At 42.8% G+C, this 24,447-nt stretch carries 18 protein-coding genes and 2 pseudogenes; 12 read left to right on the plus strand and 8 right to left on the minus strand.

The features are described 5' to 3' along the window. Positions 1-289 precede the first annotated feature (289 nt). Together tnpB and L2748_RS14670 are read left to right on the plus strand one after the other, a co-directional pair. Positions 290-361, plus strand: a pseudogene (gene tnpB, locus L2748_RS24725) (IS66 family insertion sequence element accessory protein TnpB); the annotation flags it as partial. A 442-nt stretch (positions 362-803) separates the two neighbouring features. Beyond that, positions 804-1,013, plus strand: a complete 210-nt coding sequence (locus L2748_RS14670; protein WP_220783257.1) for an SDR family oxidoreductase — start codon at positions 804-806, stop codon at positions 1,011-1,013. A 55-nt stretch (positions 1,014-1,068) separates the two neighbouring features. Here L2748_RS14670 and L2748_RS14675 read toward each other — a convergent pair whose 3' ends face one another. Continuing rightward, positions 1,069-3,141 carry a TonB-dependent siderophore receptor gene (locus L2748_RS14675; protein ID WP_220783258.1) on the minus strand — a complete coding sequence of 691 codons (2,073 nt, stop codon included), beginning with the start codon at positions 3,139-3,141 and terminating at the stop codon, positions 1,069-1,071. Between the two features lie 700 nt (positions 3,142-3,841). Between L2748_RS14675 and L2748_RS14680 the strand changes: the two genes are divergently transcribed. The 5 genes and pseudogenes from L2748_RS14680 to L2748_RS14700 all read left to right on the plus strand — a co-directional run bounded on the left by L2748_RS14680 (position 3,842) and on the right by L2748_RS14700 (position 9,593). Beyond that, entirely contained in the window at positions 3,842-4,933 is a 1,092-nt protein-coding gene (locus L2748_RS14680; RefSeq protein WP_220783259.1) for a methyl-accepting chemotaxis protein, read from the plus strand. Positions 4,934-5,512: 579 nt separating this feature from the next. After that, a pseudogene (locus L2748_RS14685) lies at positions 5,513-6,201 on the plus strand (IS256 family transposase); the annotation flags it as partial. Between the two features lie 123 nt (positions 6,202-6,324). Further along, positions 6,325-8,106: a putative bifunctional diguanylate cyclase/phosphodiesterase gene (locus L2748_RS14690; RefSeq protein ID WP_248957714.1), complete on the plus strand. Its 1,782-nt coding sequence runs from the start codon at positions 6,325-6,327 to the stop codon at positions 8,104-8,106. A 748-nt stretch (positions 8,107-8,854) separates the two neighbouring features. After that, the gene (locus L2748_RS14695; RefSeq protein WP_220782580.1) at positions 8,855-9,352 is read left to right on the plus strand and encodes a hypothetical protein; all 498 of its coding nucleotides are present in this window, start codon (positions 8,855-8,857) and stop codon (positions 9,350-9,352) included. Positions 9,353-9,407: 55 nt separating this feature from the next. Then, a complete protein-coding gene (locus tag L2748_RS14700) occupies positions 9,408-9,593 on the plus strand; it encodes a hypothetical protein (protein ID WP_220782581.1) in 186 nt (61 codons plus the stop codon). 49 nt (positions 9,594-9,642) lie between these two features. On the opposite strand, the gene L2748_RS14705 is transcribed toward L2748_RS14700, so the two are convergent. From L2748_RS14705 to L2748_RS14730, 6 genes are all read right to left on the minus strand, one after another. Beyond that, positions 9,643-10,917: a hypothetical protein gene (locus tag L2748_RS14705; protein ID WP_220782582.1), complete on the minus strand. Its 1,275-nt coding sequence runs from the start codon at positions 10,915-10,917 to the stop codon at positions 9,643-9,645. Between the two features lie 116 nt (positions 10,918-11,033). Then, positions 11,034-11,978 carry a PA3715 family protein gene (locus L2748_RS14710; protein ID WP_220782583.1) on the minus strand — a complete coding sequence of 315 codons (945 nt, stop codon included), beginning with the start codon at positions 11,976-11,978 and terminating at the stop codon, positions 11,034-11,036. Continuing rightward, positions 11,968-12,948 carry a hypothetical protein gene (locus tag L2748_RS14715; RefSeq protein WP_246616233.1) on the minus strand — a complete coding sequence of 327 codons (981 nt, stop codon included), beginning with the start codon at positions 12,946-12,948 and terminating at the stop codon, positions 11,968-11,970. The genes L2748_RS14710 and L2748_RS14715 overlap by 11 nt, the downstream gene beginning before the upstream one ends. Before the next feature lie 30 nt (positions 12,949-12,978). After that, the gene (locus L2748_RS14720) at positions 12,979-13,878 is read right to left on the minus strand and encodes a hypothetical protein (protein WP_220782584.1); all 900 of its coding nucleotides are present in this window, start codon (positions 13,876-13,878) and stop codon (positions 12,979-12,981) included. A 2-nt stretch (positions 13,879-13,880) separates the two neighbouring features. Further along, complete coding sequence (locus L2748_RS14725; protein ID WP_220782585.1) at positions 13,881-14,606, minus strand: hypothetical protein; 726 nt, start codon at positions 14,604-14,606, stop codon at positions 13,881-13,883. 42 nt (positions 14,607-14,648) lie between these two features. Next, positions 14,649-14,960, minus strand: coding sequence for a hypothetical protein (locus L2748_RS14730; RefSeq protein ID WP_220782586.1), 312 nt, complete (start codon positions 14,958-14,960; stop codon positions 14,649-14,651). Between the two features lie 477 nt (positions 14,961-15,437). Here L2748_RS14730 and L2748_RS14735 point away from each other — a divergent pair, with 477 nt between their 5' ends. Further along, positions 15,438-16,874, plus strand: a complete 1,437-nt coding sequence (locus L2748_RS14735) for a DUF1176 domain-containing protein (protein ID WP_246616234.1) — start codon at positions 15,438-15,440, stop codon at positions 16,872-16,874. 102 nt (positions 16,875-16,976) lie between these two features. Here the strand turns inward: L2748_RS14735 and L2748_RS14740 are convergent, their stop codons facing one another. Continuing rightward, positions 16,977-17,501, minus strand: coding sequence for a methyltransferase family protein (locus L2748_RS14740; protein ID WP_246616235.1), 525 nt, complete (start codon positions 17,499-17,501; stop codon positions 16,977-16,979). Positions 17,502-18,142: 641 nt separating this feature from the next. Between L2748_RS14740 and L2748_RS14745 the strand changes: the two genes are divergently transcribed. The 4 genes from L2748_RS14745 to L2748_RS14760 are packed head-to-tail and all read left to right on the plus strand — an operon-like array spanning position 18,143 to position 24,353. Beyond that, positions 18,143-19,081: a DmsE family decaheme c-type cytochrome gene (locus tag L2748_RS14745; protein WP_246616236.1), complete on the plus strand. Its 939-nt coding sequence runs from the start codon at positions 18,143-18,145 to the stop codon at positions 19,079-19,081. 17 nt (positions 19,082-19,098) lie between these two features. Next, a complete protein-coding gene (locus tag L2748_RS14750; protein WP_220782589.1) occupies positions 19,099-21,123 on the plus strand; it encodes an MtrB/PioB family decaheme-associated outer membrane protein in 2,025 nt (674 codons plus the stop codon). 39 nt (positions 21,124-21,162) lie between these two features. Next, positions 21,163-23,673, plus strand: a complete 2,511-nt coding sequence (locus L2748_RS14755; protein ID WP_220782590.1) for a DMSO/selenate family reductase complex A subunit — start codon at positions 21,163-21,165, stop codon at positions 23,671-23,673. 14 nt (positions 23,674-23,687) lie between these two features. Then, the gene (locus tag L2748_RS14760) at positions 23,688-24,353 is read left to right on the plus strand and encodes a DMSO/selenate family reductase complex B subunit (protein WP_028768110.1); all 666 of its coding nucleotides are present in this window, start codon (positions 23,688-23,690) and stop codon (positions 24,351-24,353) included. Positions 24,354-24,447 lie beyond the last annotated feature (94 nt).

Below are 24,447 nucleotides of genomic sequence, written 5' to 3' on the forward strand. Positions count from 1 at the left end.
TATTCAGGCTCCTAGGTTCATCTGGTGATACAGATGGTCCACTCTATTAAGCGGTGGACAGCGCTTCATACGACCTCATGTCGCACGCCCCAATATCATTTTCACGAATCAAAATGGTAAATGGGACAAGTAAAGCTTCGACTATAGAAAGGCTAATGCGAAAGGTTTTGCGTACCGTGACTTCATTGATTCTCGGAAATCCATCAATGAATTAAGTGCGGTGGTTGAACAACAAATGGAATTGTCTTCCACCGGTGGTAGCGTGTTTGTGTTCTGAAATAAAAATCGAAATAAGCTCAAAATTCTTTATTGGGATAAAACCGGCTTTGCGCTTTGGTATAAACAGCTGGAGCGAGACTAGTTCAACTGGCCAGCCAACATTAATGCCGAGCAGATGGTGTTATCTGAGCAGCAGTTTCATTGGTTACTTTCAGGTTTCGATGTGGTTGGCCATCAACACGTTTTCGTTGAGCTTAAATGGCCAATTCTGTTCCATACAGAATCTGACATTTCCTCCATCCTTGGAGGTCAGATGTACTCGTCGCGAGCCATAGCAGTATCTGCACATACGCCGACCGCAGGTCATTGGAACCACTGATAGTAGATATTAAATAATTCCTGGCCAAAATTAGCTGTCATGCTTTTAAATCACGTGTTTTTTAGTAGTTCAAAAATAAGACTAATAGAGAACGGTTGGCCTTCAGCAGAGCGAGATGGATAAGCTACCACCATACCGAAAGCCTTATAAGTAGAGGCCTAAAGAAGACCTTTGGACTTTTCGCTGAAATGGGCGCCCCCCCTATATGCATGCTAATGGTGGTGACCCGAATCGAATTGAACGTTTACAATCGCAGATCCCATTGGGACGAGGTGGCGAACTAGAGGAAGTTGCAAGTACGATAGCTTGGTTACTTTCTGATGCAGCTTCATATGTGACGGATTCCTTTATTGAATTAGTTGGAGAGCGGCAAAGCAAATTTGTAAATTTGAGCCATGAAAAAGCCCAATTTTGAATCTGGGCTTTATAGTCAGAGTTCGTTGTTGTGAGTGTGAATCACAACATGAAACTTAGAAGGTGTATCTAACGCTAAATTTTACCGTTCTGGGCTTGCCTACATTCACTTCTCCATTTTCACCGCCACCTAAATAGTCAGTATCAAATAGGTTTTCGACGTTCACTCTTAATTGTAGATCTTGCCCTGCCACAGGTATTGCGTAACTAACTCCGGTATCAACACGAGTATAAGCATCTTTTTCGAAGGTATTAGTGGCATCACCAAAACGGTCGCCTTCGTAGAATGCGCCTAAATTGACCGCTAGTCTGTCGGTGAGTGAATATTTAGCCCAAACAGAAGCAGTCCATTCAGGCACATCTTCAGGTCGATTACCTTGGAACTCGTCGTGCGAGCTATATTCAGCATCGAGATACATCAATGAGGTGATTAAAGATAGATCATCACTTATTTGCCCCATGCCACCAAATTCAAAACCGCTATGACGTTGCACACCGCCTTGGGTCGTAATTGGGTTATCGGCTGTGCCAGCATTAGTGAGAATATTCTCGCGCTCAATATTAAACACAGCAGCATTTAAGCGGATTTTGCCTGACAGTAGTTCCCATTTTGTGCCCAATTCAACCATTTTGCCTTTAATTGGGTCGAGTTCTAATCCAAAACTACCATCTTCATCGTCCATTACGCTACCTTGCGGCTCAAAGCTTTCACTGTAATTGGCATAAATAGAGGCATTATTGACCGGGTGGTAGATAATGCCAAGTTTAGGCAAAACGGTATGGCTGTCGGCATCGGTTTTATCTTGTTGATCGAAGCGAATACCTAGTAGCACTTGCCATTCATCGTTCAGTGAAATCAGATCCTGAGCAAACACACCGTAGTACTTGTACTCTTCGCCAGAGGCTTTAGCATCGGCATAGTCTAAGTCGGGTTGGGGAACAATAATAGCTGTGTTGATATTACCCTTATCCATTTTGCCTTTCACTTTTAGTGAGCTGTATTGGTGATCGACATAGTTACCGCCAAATAGCAGGTCATGTTGCATCCCCGCAAGCTCCATTGAGCCAATAAAATCGAAGTAAAATGCCTGTTGTTGCCAATCTTCAAGCTTGTTATAGGGTTTGTTTTTGTAACTACCGCTATCAGGGTCGTAGCTGCCAGTTTGTGGTTTACTTTCCCAGCGCTCACGTTCATTGTGTTGCTTGTTGTAACCTGCAGAAAATTCCCAATCATCACTTAACTGGTAGCGTAGATCTGCGCCATAGTTTTCGCTTTGAGCGTCAATTTTTGTCCATGGCATATCCCATATCATCGTATCGCCGCCAATTACATAGCCATTGTCATCGATTAAGGCGCCACTGTCTTGGCCTGCAAGTTCATCAGATTTGTCATAATGTAAGGATAGGGTGAGATCATCGCTAATATCAAAATCAGTCATTAAGCTGCCAACAAAAAAGTCACTCTCTTGTGCGCTATCATCTTGATATTCGCGCCAGTTTTGATTTTGCTCTTTCTCAAACACGGCGCGATAACGAACCGTTTTTGCTTCATTCAAACTGCCACCCGCATCAAATGAACCTCTAATCGATCCGTGTTCATCGCCTTTCATACCTAAAGTTAAGAATGTATTGTAGGTCGGTTTTTTAGTGACTAAATTGATTAACCCTCCAGGTGTTGATTGGCCGTATAGCAAACTTGATGGCCCCTTTAGCACCTCTACATTTTCCACCAAAGCCATAGGTAAACGGTATTTCGAAAAGTGCTGGTGTCCATCTTTAAGTAGGTTTGTGCTTTCATCCAAACTAAAGCCACGTAAGCTAAAACGTTCTCTGTCGGTAGTGACTCGACCAATTGAAATACTAGCATCGTTCTTGAGGGCATCACCCAATGTGCGAACCAATTGGTCATCCATCACCTCTTTAGGGATCACTACTACAGACTGGGGGGTATCTAGTAGAGATACATCTGAACGCATCGCGCCATGAGCTTGATCTGTGTTGTAATGCTGCTGGTGCCCGGTCACGGTGATGACTTCAATATTGGTATCTTCGGTGTTGGTAGCGAACGCGGAATTGGAGTGTAGAACAGCTGCGACAATTGCGGAGATTAGCTTTAATTGAGTATTCATGTGGTCAGCCTTTATAGCTCTTTGCGATGTCAGCTCTTTCGTAAGCTAATTTTGATATTCCATATCAAGTGTTAGACGCAGACAAGAGTTAAGTAATTTATGTTATCGAGGTTTTACCTTGATGCAAATGCTAATGATAACCAATATCAATTGCAAGTGAGTGATGGCTATTAAATAGGCTGTTGATTTCATGAATGGTAATTAATGTAAGCACAACCACTTTTTAACAAGCTTATTTCTGAAGCTATTTAATTTAAATATAGTAAATACAAAACTTTAGCTAGTACTTATTAATGACTTTTGAGTGGCGGTAATCATCTAAAATTAAGGAATATTAACTGAAGCTTAAAATAATGGTGTTGTAATGTTATAGTGATTTTAGTCGAGCATTAACTCTAAACTGATAGATGTCCGAAAATCCTTCTAACACAATCGTGATGACTAATCAAAAAGGAGGTCATCATGGTGGTTTTCAACAAAACGAAGCGTAGTGTAGCAGTCCTAAATAAGCGTCCAAATATCCGCTTCGAGCCTTTTAGGCGGTCTGAGGATTGTTTTTGATAGCAAAGTTGAACATTTGTCATAATAGGAATAATGAACACCTATTTTTGAGAGGTCGAACATCAAATTGCGGTGTAAAAAAACGATATGATGTGCTATGGATTTGTAGTGTTGTATAAATTAATTTAGGTCGTATTAAATGTTTGGATTTAAGAAAAATAAAATAGAAAATGAGGTGTTAAAGCAAGAATTAGAAGACCTTAAACAGAATTACCAAACTGATGTAGCTGCTCTGAAAAATCAGCTGCAGGAGGCTCAGAAACTTGTTCGCTCCGTTCAGCAGGAACACCACATTAGTGATGAGTTAATGTCGAGCAGTTTGAAAGGTGTAGATATGCTCCAAACCATTCGAACAGAGATGGTGGAGAGTGCGCAATCTATGGCGCATGAAAATCAAGAGCTGCAGCAACTGGATGAAATGTTTAAGCAAACTCATCAAGCTCTTACTTGTCTTGATAACCGAGCAGTGAAGATCAGCAACCAAGCCTCACAAAGCATTGAATCTGTTGCGATATTAGATAAAACTGCCACTTCTATTTCTCTTCTTGTATCGACTATTCAAGAGATTTCTGACCAAACGAATTTGTTGGCGTTAAATGCGGCTATTGAAGCAGCACGAGCCGGTGAAGCAGGACGGGGATTTGCTGTGGTGGCAGACGAGGTAAGAAACCTTGCAGGCAAAGCCAGCGAAGCCAGTGAACAGATTGACTCTTTGGTGAACCAAGTGCTAACGCAAGTGAATTCGATTAAAACCTCGATTGATGAAAACCAAACTTGTGCAGAGGAAGTATCAGCCTCCTCTGCGCAGATTGGTTCTGTTGTTAACGAAGTGGTCGTGAAATCGGAACACATGCAGCAGGTGATCCATATTGCTTCCACACGCGCATTCTTGGATACGGTCAAACTCGATCACGCGATTTGGAAGAACAATATCTATCGTCTCCTACGAAAAGGGGCATTCGATGAAACAGTTAATAGCCACTCTGAGTGTCGCTTGGGTCAATGGTACTACCGTGGCGATGGCAAGGGTTACAGCCATTTAAGAAGCTATGCATTGCTAGAAGATCCTCACAAAGATGTACATGAAGGTGGACGAGAAGCTATGAATCAAGCCAATTCTGGCAATATGGCAGGTATGGTTACTGCAATTAATGTAATGGAAGATGCGAGCGAGCAAGTCGTGGATAAAATTGACAATTTAATGAATGAGATTATTGTTAATTTAACGTAACTACACTTAGTGCCCACCTAAGCCAATATTTTTGCTAGTACGATCTTATTCATCGCACTAGCTCCTCACAACTAGCTTTGTCATACCTCTAGTTATTCATGGTTTGCTAATGTTCGGTTTTTCGAAAATGATAATTGTCCACGCTCGAGCTAGCTTCCATAGCTAGCTCAAAAAATTTGCCCCATTGTTGTTTAGTGCTTTTACTCATTCATATCTTGGTTGTGTACTTTTGCCCTACTAAGTAACCGTCTAACGAACCACACCTCGCATCGTTAATCTGACTATATGAAAATACCTGCCCAATGATAAATTTGGAGCATACGATGAAAATTACAGAACAGCGGCACAATGGCTGGAACTACTGCAGCAACGCAATAATTTCAAAGGCACTAATATTGAATTCTGCCAACACCATCATGTCGCTATTACCACTTACTATAAGCAACGTGCTTTAAAAGCTAAGAACCTGCAAAATCTAACCTTACTAAAGCCAAGTCTTAGTACTGCATCGTCACGCTTTATTCAAGTAAAACAAACCCCGACTGAAGCATCGTGCACTCTCATCAACATGCGGTGCAGTTTGATATCCACTATAAAGTCAAAGAAGATGGCCGCTATATCAGCAAGGCTGTTTACACACTTTTGGCGTTTAACATGCCGGGGAAGAAAGAGATATTAGGACTTCATTTATCTAAAATTGAAGGTGCTAATTACCGATTATCAGTGTTGACAGACCTTCATAATCGTGGCGTTAAAGATATGTGTCGATGGGCTGCTTCCCAGAGGCGATAGCGACTATCTTCCCTGAAACAGAGACTCAGCTGTGTGTTATCCATCAAATCCGTAATTCTATGAAGTATGTCGCCTCTAAGAATCAGAAAGCCTTTATGGCAGATTTAAAGCCTGTTTATCGGGCGATGAGTAATGACGCTGCTGAGCTTGCACTGGATGAACTAGAAGCCAAGTGGGGAAGCACTTACCCATTGGTCATAAATTCCTGGAGCAGGAAGTGGCATAACCTCTCACATTATTTTAAATATCCAGAGCATATACGGAAGGTGATTTATACGACTAATGCGGTTGAGGCCGGCCACCGTCAATTTAGAAAGCTGACTAAAACGGAGGGAGCGTTCCCTAACGAAAATAGCTTGTTGAAGCTATTTTATGCTTCAGAGAAATAGACAATGCCAATTCATAATTGGAGCCTTCGTTTATCTCAGTTAGCCATTTATTTTGAAGGGCGTTTAGACAGTGTGCTAGACATTTAAAAATTAGCCTGACACAGAATATTGAACGCGCTCAAAACTCTATATCCGAATTTATTAGTTTAAACCATAATTATAATGGAATAAGCTACGTTTTAAGTTCCATATTAAGGGTTATACCGTCAAATGTTCGATATACTTCTTGAAGTCACAGGTGCTATTCTTATAAGTGTTATCTTCTACACTATTTTTTGTGGCGCTAGACATCCACTTATACAAAATCAACCAGGTATCAAACAAATTACCATCGGTTATGGACTATTACTATTAAGTTCGTTCATAGATATTACAGACAATTTCCCCGCACTTAATTACCTCGTGATAATTGGTGATACTGAGTTGCAGGCATTTCTCGAAAAAGCGGTGGGGACGACCCTAGGTCTAGTGTTCCTATCGTCGGGACTTAGACTTTGGATTCCTATTATTCATGAACTGGTCAACACCCGCCAATCACTCAATAAGCTAACAGTAGAACTTGATGAACGAGTCCAAAGGCGTTCAATAGAATTAGAGCGGAGCAACGACAATTTAAAAATTGAAATATTGGAGCGTGAAAAAATAGAACAGAAACTCAAATATCAAGCTCTCCATGATTCACTAACCATGCTTCCCAATCGCTCTGCTCTCATCGAATTTCTTGAACACGAAATATCCAGCCCAGACAATCATGATTCTGTCAGTGCTCTATTTTTTTTAGATTTAGACAATTTCAAACAAATAAATGACTTACTTGGTCATCATCTGGGTGATGATGTGCTAGAAATTACCGCTAAACGTTTAAATAGCCTAAGTCTTACCAAAAATAGATTTGTCGGTCGTCTCGGAGGGGATGAGTTTGTGTTGGTCATGACAGACATACATCCAGACTTACATTTTGCCAAAGAATTAGTGACAAAAATGGCCCAACAGGTCATAAGTACGCTCGATAAGCCCATATACTTATATGAACATAAACTAAAAGCATCTTGTTCTATCGGCATCAAATTATTCCCAAGTCAGACGCAGGAAATTATTAGCGATTTATTAAGGCAGGCAGATATAGCGCTATATGATGCTAAGGGAAAGACAAAGATAAAAGGAGGGTTCAGTTTTTTCCACGAAGATATGCAGAGCCTAATGATTGAGCGAGTGAATCTTGCTAGAGAGATACATGACGCTCTGGAAAGAAAACAGTTTTACTTACATTATCAACCACAGGTATCAAGTGATGGCCAGGTATTTGGACTAGAGGCTCTATTGCGTTGGGAGCACCCTACAAGGGATATAATTGGACCTGACGAATTTATACCTATAGCAGAAGAAGCTGGGTTAATTGATAAATTAGGCCGTTATGTTTTACATAATGCTCTTTCTGAATGCTCTTCCTTTTTCGCCAATGAAGTCCGTGATACTAAGCTCAAAATAGCAGTAAACATAAGTCCAAGTCATTTCCTACAGATCGACTTTGTTAATCAGGTTAAAGAAATTATGGACTCTTTTGAACTTAATAATTGCCATCTTGTTCTTGAAGTTACTGAAAGTGTAGCGATTGAAAATATTGATGAAATTTCAGAAAAAATGGAACAATTACAGAAGCTTGGAGTCGGGATGTCGTTAGATGATTTCGGTACCGGTTACTCTTCTCTTAGTTATATCCAAAGATTGCCATTTGATACTATTAAAATAGATCGTTCCTTTATTCGTGATATTAATACTAATTCAAATGACGCAGCCATTGTAGACGCTATTCTCGCCGTGTCGAAATCGCTGGGGGTTACCGTAATTGCAGAAGGGGTTGAAACCAGAGAACAGCAATATTTTTTAGAACAGCGGGGTTGTGAACATTATCAAGGATATTTATTTGCACGACCAACTTTGTTGTTCGACTGTAGTAGCATTTTAAATATAGGTATCACTGACTCCACATAGCGCATACTATGTTTATTGTGAGTGAATGGAATTACGCTCCTACAAAATCTAATGTGTATTACTTTTGTTAGTACAATAACTCTAAGCCATTTTTGTCCAAAAATGAGTTAGACCTTTAGCCGTAACTCTAAATATTAAAGGTTACGCTGTTCTAACCAAGTGCAGATACGGCTGAGGCCTTTGATGGCATGGATGCCATCGTAGAGCTTACAGGGACGTACTTGAAGCGTGTCTCAGAAGTGTCTGCACATGCGCTGGCTGCAGACCATTGGAACCACTTTTGCTGATTGTTATCCTCAGCTTAAAAATGACAATCAGTTTTTGTGGGGGTGGGGTTACTGCTTCTGTTTATAAATATCAAACGGAGTTTGATTGCTCTAGCTTAAAAGCGATAAGGCCTCGCGTTGAAGCTTATCAAGGCTTCCACCATCGCTCACTGAGTTGCCAATCTCTTTTATCACTAAGTCCAGACTCTAGAATGTAATAACGTTCACTATCAAACCGCAAACGGGTAATGGTGGTACGGCTTGGAGTGCTAAATAATTATGGATGTCTTGGTTTTTTACCATTAAATCTATAGCTGTAATTAATCGCTGATAAACGCCTATAGAATATAGTGAGTAAATTGTTCTGAGTTATACGAATTGTGAATACTTAAATTGTATTTCTTGTTTACGTTTTTATGTGCAGTTGCAATAATTCCGCGCTATGTGCATGAAGCACTTATAAATATAAACAGGGAATAATAATGAAGTTTAATAAAAATTTACTATTTGTAGGGTTAGTTGTTTCTACCTGTGCTTATTCTGAGCCGCGAGTTGATGGTAATGATGTAGCAATCACTTCAAGCCATTCAAATTCAATTGAAACCACAGCGGATACGAGCTTTTCACTAGGTATAGGATATCAATATGGTGGAGTGTTAGGTGTCCGGTACAATTATCAAAAACTGAACCATGTTTTCTTTGGCTCTTTAGGTCTAGTTGGTGGAGCTTTAGGGTATCAATATGCATTTAGTGAGCAAAAACATTTGTTTGGATTCAGTGTTGGAAGTGAGGTCCTTACTAGTGAAGATGGCTTTGCAGTGCTGACATATGAGTATTATCCAAAAGGTTTTACTGATGGTGGTTGGCAATTTGGTGTCAGTGGAGGTGTTAGAAGGGAGGATGACGGCGGTTCTTTCGGGAATGTGGGAAAAACGGCTACCGAGCCTACCGGCATGATTTCACTGGGCTACAAGTTTTAAAAGCAGCATATTCTCGGCCAATCTTTTTTAAACAGCCTATTACTAAGGAAAGTAAATGAGCAAGCAAGTTGAACTTAAACTAACCGAAGATGAAGCTTGGGTACTTTTTGAGTTTGTTCGTCGATTTAGTGATAGTGACAAGCTCGATATTGAAGATCAAGCCGAGCAGCGTGCACTTTGGAATTTGTGCTGTACCTTTGAAACAACACTTCATTTAGAGCAGAACATCACTTATGAATAGTTCATCTCTCAGTGCCGCGCTACACTGAGAGATGAGTTTTAGCGATACATCATCGAAAATTGTTGTCGCTGAGCCGCATGAGTTGCTCTACAGCTTCGAGTAAATGATTTAACTTTTTCAATTCACTGCGACCTGCTAGTTCTTCGGCAAATTCTGTAGGGGTTGCCAATCCGTATTGACGCTTAAGTTTAAGTAAATCATCATCGTCAATAGCTAGGCAGCACTGGCCGTTGGCGTTCACCTCAAACACTAAACGGCGATATGCATCTTTTAGCTCCAGAAACTTTTCTACAGTAGCGGGTTTTAGCAATTTAGCGGCTTGCATTTTATGTTGGCAAACCGTTTTATAACTTTGATTAAAGGCGTTGGAGGCATCTTTGTATTTGGTGCCTTTAATAGCGGGGATGCCGTCTGCATCGAGCGCAACGCTTTTCACGTAGGGGAAATCAAATAACAATCCGTGACGATGGTAGTGGTCGTACACTGTGCGTCTTGTGGTTTTACCATTGGCGTCAGTATCGGTTTGTCTGCGTTTAATTACGTAATGAAAGTGATACAGATTAAACTGGAAACTGTGCGCTTTACCTTGATATTGCCCTTCATAAAAGGCGTCGATGGTTCGGCGGTGATTACCCCGATGAAACTCTTTGAACTGAGCTTCAAGTGCTTTAGATTTAGCTTCAGGCGTTATCTTGACCTGAGTTAAATTGTTGTCGTGGAGGATGTCTAAATGGTGGATGCGATCTGATACTGGCTCGCGCCAACGTTTGCGCATACGTAACCAGACCCACAGAATAGGAACAATAACACCAGCCAATAGCGCTAGGTTAATCGGGATTTTAATTTGCCCATCTAGGCTAATGAGCTGAATGAACTTTTCAAATACGAACCAATAAGCCATATGCCATTGAGGAAAAATATTTGCTATGAGCAAAGGACAGGCGGCAATGGCTGCCATTCTAAGCCATGGGCGGCTTATGGAGCGAAACAGTGGTATGCGTTTACCTTGGCGTTCGAGATAAGTGACTAATAAGGGAGCCGAGATTGTCGGTAGCCAATAGACAGAGCTCTCAATAACATCAAACACTAAATGAACAAGACTGCTGGTAAATTGCGGGTAGACATAATTTACCAAAATACCATAGCTGCTAAATGCAAGCAGTAACCACTTTAGTAAATTAGGTAGCTTGTCATTGTAATCAAGTGGGCCGGGGTGATGCTTAACTGATTCGACAACTTCAATGAGTTGCGCCTCGGAGGTGGCGGCTTCAACATTTGCTTTTATTTGCTCAATATTAGCTTTCACCCGTTTATTGTGGTTCATTTTATTCCTTCTAGTACCGCTGTTGCGCCAACAGTGTAAAAACGCCTATCTGTAGGCGTTTTGGTATTAATATTCACCGCTATTGAATTCGAATTTAATGTGGTAGCAATAAACTCTTACCTAGGCTTCCACCATGGCTCGCTGTGTTGCCAGTCTCTTTTATCACTAAATTTGGACTCTAGAATGTAATAACGTTCACCATTAAACCGCAAATGGGTAATGGTGGTACGGCTTTGGCTGCTATCTGTGCGTTTGGGCAAAGCACCTGACAGCTTAGTCTTGGTGAGCAGTTTAAGGTCGGAAAAGCCTTTGTATTGTTTGGGCTCAATATGCAGCGCACCTTTGCCGCTCTCAACGATATAGCGCGTTGTCAAACCCGCTTTGTCGTTAGTTTCACTTTTAATGACCACAGGTGTTCTGGCAACATGGTAGCCACTTGGCTCGCTTTTCCAGACTTTCCAATAGTAAAGGGGCAGTCTTTCTACCACTGGAATTAAAAAGCGCCCTTGATGAACAAATAAATTCAAATAATCAGATTGATACTCAGTTGCGCCCTCTGGGAGTTGTTGCGCTTGTACTCGTACCCCCAGTGCGCGGGTATCACTGTTAAGCTTGTAGTTAGCGGTATCAATCCAAAGGGGCGCTGGCGAATTTTGCTCTTTGTTATCTAGCGAGCCTGCCACAATGGTTAATCCTGGCCCCTCGTATAAACTGCCTGTATGACGAGCGATAACTTCATGAGTCTGAGTGTCCATAATGACGGTGCGTAGGGTGTAACGCCTTTCACCTGCATAGCTTCCGCCTGTCCATTGTAAGTATGCGCCCATGGTAAATTGTTCTTGGTGCGGCAGTTGCTTACATACAGCAGCGCTGAACCCTCGAACATCACCACTGTCATTTTCCATTGCTTCCAGGGCATCTATGCTGCACGCTTGCTTGGCATGACTTGCTGGCGAAAACGCTAGCGTCCAAGTCAAAATAGCGCAAGTTAAAAGGCTGCTGTTAAATAGCGCGGTTAATCTGCAGCAAAATGGGCTGGTTTTAGGCTTGTTAGTTAGCATTTTGGCTCTCCGATTGACTGCTGTTTGGATCTGTTTTCGATGCGCTTTCATCGTCGCTGTCACTTAAAAAATTGACGCCAGTTTGGTTTATTTGCCAAAACTCAGGGGAGGGTAATCGCTCGGTGACAAACGGATAACGCTTGCCATCATATTTAAGCTCGCTGCTAAAATTGATTGGTTCTACTTGATCGTATTCGCCATCGGTACTGTATTGCTGACCTTGGGTTATTAACTTTAAATCATGGTAGCCATGGCTAGTTGTTGGTAACACCTCAACTTCACCTTCAACGCCATAGTGCAGGTATACGCCACCGTTACTTCCAGCGAGATCTGTGCCTTCAATTTCGTAATCCAGTGGTAGGTGTTTCAGTACTGGGCGTAACTTATCACCTTGTTGTACAAATAAGGTCATAAAGCGGTTGGTTTTAAAGGCTTGATAGTCACCATGTTGCTGGCTTTGTGGGGAATTGTCGTAGTTGACGAGGTCGAGTATTAAACCCACTGCTGGCGTATTGTCGTTTAGCGCGTACTCGCGGTGAACGATGCTATTCGTGTCAGAATGCACCTTGATGTTGCTACTTTCATTAATGATCCCCGTATAGCGTGCTTCAACTTTATTACTATAGCGGTTAACGATGATCACTCGCCATAGATAGCTTGTGTAGTTATGCTCGATTTCTTTGTAGGGCTGGAAATAAGATAGTAACGCTTGCTCTTTATTATGTGGCAATACCCAGCACACAGGATAGTATGTTGCCGCGCTAATACCGTGCTTTCTGCTTAGGAGTGCGGAATCAAAATCGATCACGCTGTTTAATTGATTCAATCCACAATCTTGTTGTTGACCTTTTTGTTGCTCATATAACGCTTGTTCAAGAGTGTCTTTTTTTAAGCTGCCGAGTGCGTAGCTATTGGCGCTACAGAGAGTAGCCAATAGTAATGCGGTAAAAATAATTAATGGTTTATTCATAAGGTCGATTAACTTGTTCTGGTGATTTTATTAATTAGCAAGGGCGCGATAAATCGAGGTTTTATAACCTCTAACTTGTACGCCTTTACGTAGCGGGATAGCGTATTCGGGCGCTGGTCGGTTGCTGTAGTCAATATATTGCGGCGTGGCGTAATAAAACACACCACGATATTGCGCCGGTAAATCCGTTTGTTGCAGCAGATCATATTTAAGGTTATAGCTGCTGATAGCTAATGGCCTACCGTTATTGCTAACCACTTCACCCATTTTGTCGGCAAGGGCTTTCGTGGATCGATGTGCGCCTGCATCCTCTACCCAATTAGCGACTAACTGGCCGGCAGCATTGTGCTTGAGCGGCATTAAAATAGTGTCTTTAATCACAGGGATGGTTTTGACTTGCGCTAATTTCATTTGATAAAGCTCAAGCTGCAGTGCTTTGTTTTTCGATACTTTTTCTATGTGCGGTGCATTGATGCCATAAACCATGTGGTCACAGGTTATTTCGTCATAGCCTTGGTTGCTGCATACAGCGCCCCAGTCAGGCATAGTGATTTCAATCAGTGCAGCACCGTAACCAGAATGACTGCTACTCGATTTTGTGTCTGTCGCCTCAAAGTAGCTACCGAGAATGTTGTAATCAACACTGCGGCGGCTTTGCAACCAACGCTTGTTAAACGAGTCACTGCGTTTGCCTTCACAAATGAGCAGAGGGAAGGGGATACGGTTGCCTGCTTGTGCCGCTTGATACATGGTTTTACGTTCATGCTCATCAAACTGACAACTGCCTAAATCGGTCATCAAAGTTTGAATTTTTAGCGCATTTTCAGCATCAGCATGGCTTGGCAACAGGCTACAGCCGCTGAGTAAACAGATGCTTGTAAAACAAGTTACTAGTAAGGCATTAGACCCTGTGTTCGTTAATATAAACATGATTATTGCTGTAACCTTTTTGAGTCTGAGCTTGATTCTGGAACAGGGGCTGAATCTGCAATAAACTTGCGTGCTTGTTCAAGGTTCATGCCTTTATTGCCCGTTATGGTTTGTGCTCTTAAGGCGGCTGATTGTGCGATGATCTGTTGTAATAACTCATCGGTGAGCAGAGTGTATTTTTGGTAGGTAAATCCAAATAGCGAGTTATCGCCGTATAGCGCGAGTTTGTCGCCAGCTTGATAACTATCCCAATCCTGTTTGCTAATGCCGCAAATATAATCGTTGCCCCAGAAACGGTAGCCTTGCAGGTATAAACCACCATCACAGGTACGACTGTAATAGCCAAAACGTTTATCATCAATCGTAGTAATGACGACAGCTTTATCGGCAATAAAACTATGTAGCACTACAGGTAAGCCTTTAGCTATTGAAAAGTGCAATAACACGGGAATGCCGATAGTGACAGATAAGATAACTTTTATCGGGCTGCTAGGTTGATTATCGAGGTTTACTCTTAGCCATGAATTTTTCTGCTTTAATCCCCAAAACATGGCTATTAACAAAAGCAGCGATAGCGCAGCGGCAAAAAGGCTGAGTCGCTCGTAAAGCACATCATTAACTAAGGTATCGCTAAATACGGCAACCATCATCAAGGCTAATAACAACATAAAAAAGTACCCCAGTACTTTTTGCGTTGTGGTGGTTTTTGGCGCGAAGATATTACCCATGCAGTTCCTTAGCTTGTGGTATTTTGAGGTTGTTGAATGATTTTACGATAAAAGGTAGGGCAAGTTTTGTGATAATAGGTAAAAGATCCAAATTGCTAGCGGCGTGTTGGCCCATAAACCGTAGCGCAGACTTTTATAATGAACCTTGGAAAACACTAAGCTGCCAATCACCAGTATGCTTACCCAAATTAAGCATTTAAAGATAAACACGAGACCTGTGCCTACACCTTCATGGTCGACCCGTGCCACACCAATCAAAAAGTTGGGGCCGATATATTGCAGTAGCGGTATGGCAATCACAAACAGCACCTTGCCGAGCCGTGTCTGCATTAATGTTGAGATAGCGTTTGGCATATTGTTATTAGTCCGATTTCTTGTTTTTATGAATGATTGTTTTCTATTAATGCAGTTTTAAATAGCATGTTAATAAATGCCTTTTAGATAAATGCTATCTAATGTTCTGGATGAAGTCTGGGTTCAACCATTGAGGCCGGCACCTTATCGATAGTCGCTTTATGATTACAAGTGTATGAATTGTAAATTGTTATAACGCCTTGCGTTTTGTGATGAGCGTCACAAAAATGCTTTCAGTTTGAATACCCTTGGCTGTTATCTATTCACAATGGCGGCGTCATTAAGGCGTAAGGTGTTTAGCAATACGATATAAATTAACTTATTAGCAATCATTTTTTGTTGGATAGGTTTTTTATCGAAAAGTCATCAGCTATTGGCAAGTAACAGAAGTTTAGGCTTACGCAAAGGATTGCCAATTAAATTTATCGTTTGGAGTGTTTAATGCTGCCGTTTTCGAAAACAGTAAGATCTGGTTCCATGTTTGTTTCAATATTTGTCTCAATGTTTACCTCTCCATTTACGTTAGCGTTACAGGTGCAGAGCTTTTCTCATGGTGACTGGCAAGTCACCTGCGATAATACTCACGCCTGCCGTACGGTGGGTTACCATAATCCTGAACAACAACATAAACTTGATGAGTACGCTCCGGTTTCTGTGATATTGGAACGAGCTGCGGGAGCTGACGCCCAGCTTACGGGGAAAGTGAAGTTTGGTCAGATTGCAATGGATTCGACTGACAACCGTGAAAAGTCTACTGAAACAATCACCCTGAGCATTAATGATAACTATCAAAGCCAATTAGGCCCTGAGTTGCCAGTTTATGAAGAAATGGAGCTTAGCTTTAGTGGTGAGCATGAGCTAAGCAAGGAGCAAGTTAGCCAATTACTCAATGCACTAACCATGAAGGGCCAGGCGTCGATTAAATTTATCGATAGTGCGGGCAAAGTGTGGCGATTATCAACTAAAGGCTCTACTGCTGTTTTATTAAAAATGGACGATTATCAAGGCTTGGTTAACACGCCTTTTGCGATTGTGAAAAAAGGCGTTCGTAGCAACAATTTGGTGCAGCCAAAGCAAGCGCCTGTTATTTCGGTACCCGCTCAGCCAATACCCGTTACAACTGCCGCAGATCTTGCATTGGCCACAGATACTGACTTTATCCTGAGAATGAGATCTGCACTTGATAACGCCTGTGATAATGTCCCTGCAGCAGACGAGCCTTTAAAGCTTGAGGTTGCCAGACTGACATCAAATAAGCTTGTTGTGTCAACTATGTGTTGGTTCGCTGCATATAACTATGGCGAAGCTGTGTGGCTGGTTGATGATAACTTTGAGACTGGACCTGTATTAGTGACTGATAGTGCGGTGAATTATGCTAATGGTGTAATTGATGAGTTTATGCGTGGGCGAGGAGTAGGAGATTGCGTGTCTGGAAGGCGCTATATTTGGAACGGCAGTGAGTTTGTTTTAGCTGATTCTTATTCTACCGGAGCCTGCCGAGAGATTGCGGCTGGCGGAGCTTGGTATATCCCTACCACTGTGAGCACGGTTATTGTTGGCGATGATCCCGCTGCCGGAATCGATTGTCTGTCTGAGCAAGCTTATAGCACAGAAGGTATGACTAAGTGTGGTCAGCGAGAGTTAGCTAATGTCGAGTGGAAACTCACCGAGGTTATTAAATCTATTAGTGCCCTTGAACACGTGGCAAGTAATAGCGAGTTAAGCACTGCCTATCGTCAGGCGCAGACCTCTTGGTTAACGTACCGTAATGATGTCTGTAAGGCGGAAATGCTGACTTACGTTGAAGGCTCGATGGCAATGCCTGTATTGGTAGGCTGTAAGCTTGAGCTAACACAAAAGCGCTTAAAGGAGCTGCAGTTAACTAAAGAGTCGCTTACTTTCCGCGACTTTTAATTGCTCAAAAGTTATTGAGAGCCGATATCTAGTGATGATAATCGGCTCTTATCAAGCAATGTGATTTCTTTTCTATTTTGTCTCTATCCTATTTTATTTGGGTCAAACCCAAGGCCTGACTCGTTTTTTATAGTCAATAAACTCCTGACCAAATATTGTTTCAAGTGCGCGTTCTTCCGGCGCAATTTGAAATCGCTGCATATAAAGCATAAAGCCGACAATACCGAACATGCTGCAAAGTGAGGCTAAATAAACAGCCCATGCACATAAAGCTAATGCCATACCTAAATACATAGGGTTACGGCTGAATTTATACATGCCTGAAGTGACGAGTGCGGAAGTGGACTCTGGTTTGAGTGGATTAACAGTGGTGCGTGCCTGTCGGAAGCTAATGACGCCAGCGATGGCTGAGGCCATGCCTAAACTTAACAAACCGTATATGGCTATCTGCCTGATGATGGTTATATTAGCTGTGTAGGCATTCGTTGCAGTTAGGCTTGTGTCAGAGCCTGTAACTTGGGTTAACGCGAGAGTTAGCTGTGCAATTGTCCACATAATGATTGCTGCAATGAATGCGACAATAGGTGGCGGGATAGTATTTTCTAATCTGCGAATAAAAATTGGCAAAACTCGTCCTGTGAGTTATCTAAGATGTGAACAAAATAATAGGCTAACCAAGCTTATCAATAAATAGCCTTGCGCTAATTATGAGCTGGCATGTTGACAATAGCGTGAAGCGGGGAAAGTTCTTTCATACCTAAAGTGTACAGCTGTTTAGTCTGTTGTTTTTGGTTTATACGCAAATAAACCGAAGATTTAAGCGTATCTAGACAGGTGAAAGTGGGGTGTTTTGTTGTTTTTATCCACAACTTTCATACTTATTATGGGGTATTTTGTGGTTATTGCTTGTTAGCGCCAAATTTATTCGTGATCTAGCTTCAGAATATAACCATAATTAAAACAGGTTTATTAACAATGCTATATCTAGTGTGTAACCAATGGTGATGATAATCATTCTCGATAGAACTCTATCTTATTGTTATTTAGTGTTTTGTTTTGTTTGCGTGTTTATAAGGTTCTTTTGAGATAAATCTTTTTAGTGTGAGCTATTAAACGGTTTTGATAAAAACGAGCCTTACGCCTCACCTTGTTAGTAGATATGCACAATATTGAATTCAGATATTCTTAAATAATAAAATACCCACTTCGATATACAACCGGCCTGTAAGTTAATGTCCAGCATAAAAACCATAAAGTCAGTGAATTTTATGGCCAAATTAATGGCTACAAGTTTACTCACTCTGCTCATCAGCGTTGTGCCTGCACAAGCGACTCCCTGGGATAAGCTAGATTCAGCTCAACTCGAACAAAAATTAACAGAAAAGTTTAGCGAGGGTAAATACTCTCCAAAAGGCGCTGACTCTTGTCTTATGTGTCATAAGAAGAGCACTAAAGTCATGGCGATTTTTGACGGTGTTCATGGCGACATGAGTAATAGTAAATCGCCAATGGCGGGAATTCAATGTGAAGCCTGTCATGGTCCACTAGGGAAGCATAATCGTGGCGGTAAAGAGCCAATGATTAGCTTTAGCCCTGACAGTAAGTTACCTGCCGAAACGCAAAACAGTGTTTGCCAAGGTTGTCACAATGACCCTAAGCAGATGGCATGGCATAACAGCACTCACAATCTAGAAGAAGTGGCTTGTAGTGATTGTCATAACGTTCACGCGGCAAAAGATCCTGCTCTTGACCGTTTAACGGTTAACGACACTTGTACTTCTTGTCATACCCGCGCTAAAGCTGACATGAACAAGCGCTCATCACACCCAATGAAGTGGGACCAGATGACGTGTATTGATTGTCACAACCCACACGGATCTATGACCGAAAGCGCGTTGATTAAGCCAAGCCTAAATGAAACTTGTGCTGAGTGTCATGCCGACAAGCGCGGCCCATTCCTTTGGGAGCATGCGCCGGTAATGGAAGACTGCTCAAGCTGCCATACGCCGCACGGCAGTGTTAACGACAACTTACTTAAGTCGCGTACTCCACAGTTATGTCAGCAATGTCACGCAGACGATGGCCACGCAAGTCGCATGACAAGCCAAGCCGGTCTAGATGCATTCAGTGCTGGTAAGAGTTGTTTAAATTGCCACAGCAAGATCCATGGTTCTAACCATCCTGCTGGCAGCAACTTTGCCCGTTAAGTCTAGGAGTGACAAATATGCGTTTAATTAAACCTTTTTCATTAAACCTGATCACCCTAGCGTTATTGGGTGCAGGTTCTAGCGTGTATGCGGCAGACTTTGGTGTGCAAAACGCCAATATCGCCGCAGGTAAAACCGCAAACTATCAATGTAAGCGTTGTGTTGAAACCCAAGGCTACACAGGTAGTGTTGGCGTGAGTGTTGGTGCGGTTGATGCAGATGACAACCATGCCATCAATCAGTTTGGCACCGGTGAAGACGGTGCTATTGCTGGGGTGAATGCCGATCTTGCTTATCAGCAAAGTGGCTACAAAGCGAAAGTTCAAGCTCATCAGTTGGGTATGGATAACGGCTTTGTGACTATGGAAGCAGGTAAGAGCGGTCACTATAAGCTTGATGTCGATTACCAAACGATTACTACGAACCAAGGCAGTAATGCTTCGACCAATCTTTGGCAAAACAATGGCATGCTAACGCCAAGCGATCAAACTCGCGTATTGGATTTAGCCTTACAAAGACAGCGCAGTGGTATTGGTTTTGAATATGACTTCTCTGAAGTATTAGGCCTTGGCCTAAGCAGCTATGCACGCTATGACCGTGAAGATAAAACCGGTCACCGCAGCGCAAGTCTAATCAGTCCAAGCCCAACTAACTTTGCTGAAGCTGTTGATGAAACTACTGATAAATTCAGTGCCGGTGTGGTACTTGATGGCGCTAACTGGTTGTCAGAGCTGAGCTACAACGGCTCACGCTACGACAACAACATGAGCGATTTAAGTCTGCCATATGCCTATGACGTTTATAGCGCAACGCCAGATAACCAAGCGCACCAAGTGTCTTTGTCTGGTCAATACCGTTTAGCTTCGAGTGTATTTAGCGGTCGTGTGGTAACAGGTCGTATGATCCAAGATCAAGACCTTATACAGATGAGCGGCAACCCAATTCAAAACTGGGACGGTCAGGTTGATACCTTAAGCTCAAATCTAGCAGCAAGCACGCGAGTAAGCAGTCGCTTACGTCTAGGTGCAAGCTATGACTACAGCAAGCGTGATAATCGCTCATCGGTATTTGACTTTGCTCAATACGAGTTCAATTCAATGTCAGGTGCGTTTAAACAAAACGTGCCAATGGATATTGAGCGTCAAACTTTTAAAACCAATGCTAGCTACCGTATTGCCAGTGGTTACCGCTTACAAGCAGGTTACGATTACAAACAAGTTGAGCGTAGCTACGGTGAGCGTGAAGAAACCCGTGACAATGAGTTTTGGAGCAAGCTAAACATCCGTGCGATTGACAAGCTTACCCTAGATTTTGGTGTCAGCTATGGCGAGCGTGGCGGTAGTGACTACCAAGCTAATGAGCTAACTAGCGACGAAACCGAGTCGTTAATGCGTAAGTACAACCTTGCCGATCGCAAGCGCACAGAAGTTAACGCCAGAGCAAGCTATACCCCGCTTGAATGGTTAACTTTCGATGTTAGCACTTACTACGCCAACGATGACTATGACGCAACTGAAATCGGTCTGACTCAGGCTAAAGATTACGGTTACGACATGAATGTTCATATTCAAGTTGCTGAGCCGTTGTCAGTGTATGCATTCGCTGGTCAGCAGTGGATTGATTCAGACCAAAACGGTGACCAAGCGTCAGTTTGGCACACTGAAGTTAATGACGAGTTCATTAACTTAGGTTTGGGGGCTACTTACTCCGGCTTAATGGATGGCAGATTAATTTTAGGTAGTGATTATCTATTTGCTAACTCGTCAAGCAACACCGGTGTTAACGGCTACAACACTGGTAACTCAAATACCAATGCTTATGGCAGCTATTACTCGTACAACCACAGTGTGAGTTTATACGGCCAATACCTGATCTCTGAGCAAATGGCTGTCAAGTTGGCTTACCAGTTTGAACGTTATTTTGATACCGACAGTGCTGCGGTCACTCCCGATAGCATTCCAGGTTTAGTGACCTTGGGTGACCTGAACCACAATTACAACGCCCATCAACTGATGTTGACCTTCAGCTACAAGCTGAAATAAGTCGATTCAGATATTAATAAGTTTGAGGAAAACAAGATTATGGAACGTAGAAGTTTCTTAAAAATGAGTGCCGCGCTGGGCTGCGCCGCAACAGTTACCGGCTGTAATTCAAGCTCTGATGATGCCAATGTTATTCCGCCACAGCCGCCAGTAACTGACGAAGTGGTGAACTGGTCATCTTGCCTAGTTAACTGTGGTTCTAACTGTCCAATTAAGGTTTTTACTAAAGACGGTATCGTAACCCGTGTCGAAACTGACCACCAAGTAACCGATGAGTACGGATTACATGAAGTACGTGCTTGTGCGCGTGGTCGTTCACTACGTCAAAGAAACTACGCTGTTGACCGTCTAAAGACACCAATGAAGCGTGTTGGCGAGCGTGGTAAAGCTGAATTCGTACCAATTAGCTGGGACGAAGCAACTAGCATTATCGCTGAAAAGCTTGCTGCTGTTTACGCACAAGAAAATGGTGCTAAGTCAGTATTCCGTAGCTACGGTTCTGGTGCTTACTACGGTTTTGCATCAAATGCGTGTTTCAACCGTCTATTTAACCTAAACGGCGGTTACCTTAATGCTTATGGTAACTACTCTTGGGCGCAGCAGATGGAAGCGGCGAAGCACACTTTCGGTACTGGCAGTACTGCTGGTTCGTCAACGATTACTATCGAAGACAGTGACTTCTTCTTAGGCGTGGCTTACAACCCAAGCGAAATCCGTCAGTCGGGTTCTGGTGAAGGTTACGATTACCTACAGGCGCTACAAAGAAACAACGGCCTAGAAGTGGTGATGATTGATCCTCGTTACACTGACTCTATGTTAGGTAAAGAATCAAGCTGGTTACCAATTCGTCCAGGTACAGATGCTGCGTTTGCTGAAGCGGTTGCTTATGTGATGATCAACCATGCTAACTTTGCGGGTCAATCGCTACCGTTTGTACTTGAGCATTCAGTGGGTTTCAACAAGCAGTCAATTGAAGATCAAAAAGCGATTTTTGCAGCGAGCAGCGATGCCACTGACCAAGAATACGCTAAAGTGATGAATTCAGATGAAAACTACCAAGACTACATTCTAGGTCAAGGTATTTACACTGACGCTAAAACACCTGAGTGGGCTGAAAAAATCTGTGGTATTTCTGCAGAGAAAATCCGCTATATCGCTGGCAAGCTAATGACAGCTAAAGCACCTTACATTGTTGTGGGCGCTGGCGTTAACCGTCAAGCAAACGGCGAGCAAAGCATGCGTTCTCTATACATGCTATCAGTGCTAACCGGTAAGCTAGGTACTCGCGGTGCATCAAACGGTGAATTGCCATACATGAGCAGTATGTCTCGTGCAGGTATTCCAACAGGTAGCAACCCAGTTAAAGAAAGCATCTCTTTCTTCACTTGGTCTGAAGCGATTAACCATGGCGAAACCATGACGGCGCGTAGCCACGGTATTCGCGGCACTGATGGCCTTGATACGCCACTTGGCGCTAACATCAAGTTCATTCTGTCTGCATCTGATAGCTCGCTACTGAACCAGCACGCTGAAATCAACAATACGGCTGATATCTTCCGTAATGCTGAAGACTTATTCATCGTATCGTGTGATTGCTGGATGACGCCTGGCGCTAAGTTTGCTGACATCATCCTACCTGACACTAGCTGGTTAGAATCAAACGACTTAGTTAACGATTCATATGCTTCTGGTTCATTAGGTTACCTAACTGCAATGTCTTCTTCTGTTGAGACAATGTGGGATTGTAAGTCTATGTACGAAGCGGCAGCGATGATCGCCGACAAGATGGGCGTTGGTGCTGGCTTTAGAGATGGCAAGAACGAAGATGAGTGGTTAGAAGAGCTTTACCAAAGCACTAAAGCTAACAGCAATAACATCGGTGTTTCTCCTGCGTTCCCGGCCACTTACAAAGAAGCACAAGAAATTGGTTTCTTCCGTAAGAACATGAACGACAACCACGTTGCACTGCAAAGCTTCGTTAAAGAAGGCAAAGCGCTTTCAACACCAAGTGGCAAGATTGAAATCTACTCTGCTGAACTTGCATGGCGCGCGGCTAACTGGGATCAAGAGTCTGAGACAAAGGTTAAGGGTGACACCATCACAGCTATTCCACAGTACACAGTAACGTGGGACGGTTATGAAGATGAAGGCACTAAAGAAGATTACCCAATTCAGTTAGCGGGTTACCACACTAAGGGCCGTACTCACTCAAGCTACCACAACGTACCTTGGTTACGTGAAGCCGTAGAAGACGCAGTTTGGGTTAACCCAATGGACGGCGCTAAACACGGTTTAAGCTCTGGCGACAAGGTTGAGATGTACAACGAGCGTGGCTCAATTGAAGTGACTGTACGTATCACACCACGTGTTGCTCCTGGTGTATTTGCCCTAGGACAAGGTGCTTGGTACAACCCAGGCAACAAGCGAGGCAGCACTGGTCATATCGTTGACGAAGGCGGCGCAATCAACTCGTTAACTCGCTACCAGCCTAGCCCTGTCGCTAAAGGTAACCCACAGCACACTATTCGTGTTGCCATTAAAAAGATTTAAGAGAGTAGTTAATTATGACTGAAGCAACTCAATACGGTTTTTACGTCGACAGCACTAAGTGTACTGGCTGTAAAGCGTGTCATGTATCTTGTAAAGACCGTCAAGGTAACGAGATCCGTAACAATACCAACCCTGAACAAAATGGCGTACCTGCGCTAAATGGTGTGACTTGGCGCCGTGTGTACGAATACGGTGGCGGACAATGGACTGAAGGTCAAAATGGCTGTTTTGAGCAAAGTGTATTTGCTTACTATATGTCTATTGGTTGTAACCACTGTTCTGAGCCTGTGTGTGTTAAAGCTTGCCCGACGGGTGCAATGCATAAACGCCGCGAAGATGGTCTAGTACACGTTGCACAAGATCTATGTATCGGTTGTGAGAGCTGTGCTCGTGCATGTCCTTACGATGCACCACAAATTGACCGTGAACGTAAAGTCATGACCAAGTGTGATGGTTGTTTCGAGCGCATCGCTGAAGGCCGTAAGCCTGTATGTGTTGAGTCTTGTCCGCTACGTGCACTAGACTTTGACACTATGGATAACCTACGCGCTAAATATGGTAACGGCGATGGTCACATTGCACCATTACCACCTGAATCAATCACTTCACCAAACCTTATCATCAAGGCGAACGTGAATGGTGGACAAGGCGGCGATATCCTAAACCCAACTGAAGTATAATTTCAGTTTTTGGTTAGTTATCTAACTTACTGTTAAGTTATTTAAGCTATCAAGCATTCGTATTTAAGGATCACAAGCGCAGCGGGCTGCAAGG

The sequence above is a fragment of the Shewanella sairae genome, assembly GCF_023283535.1.
GTDB lineage: Bacteria > Pseudomonadota > Gammaproteobacteria > Enterobacterales > Shewanellaceae > Shewanella > Shewanella sairae.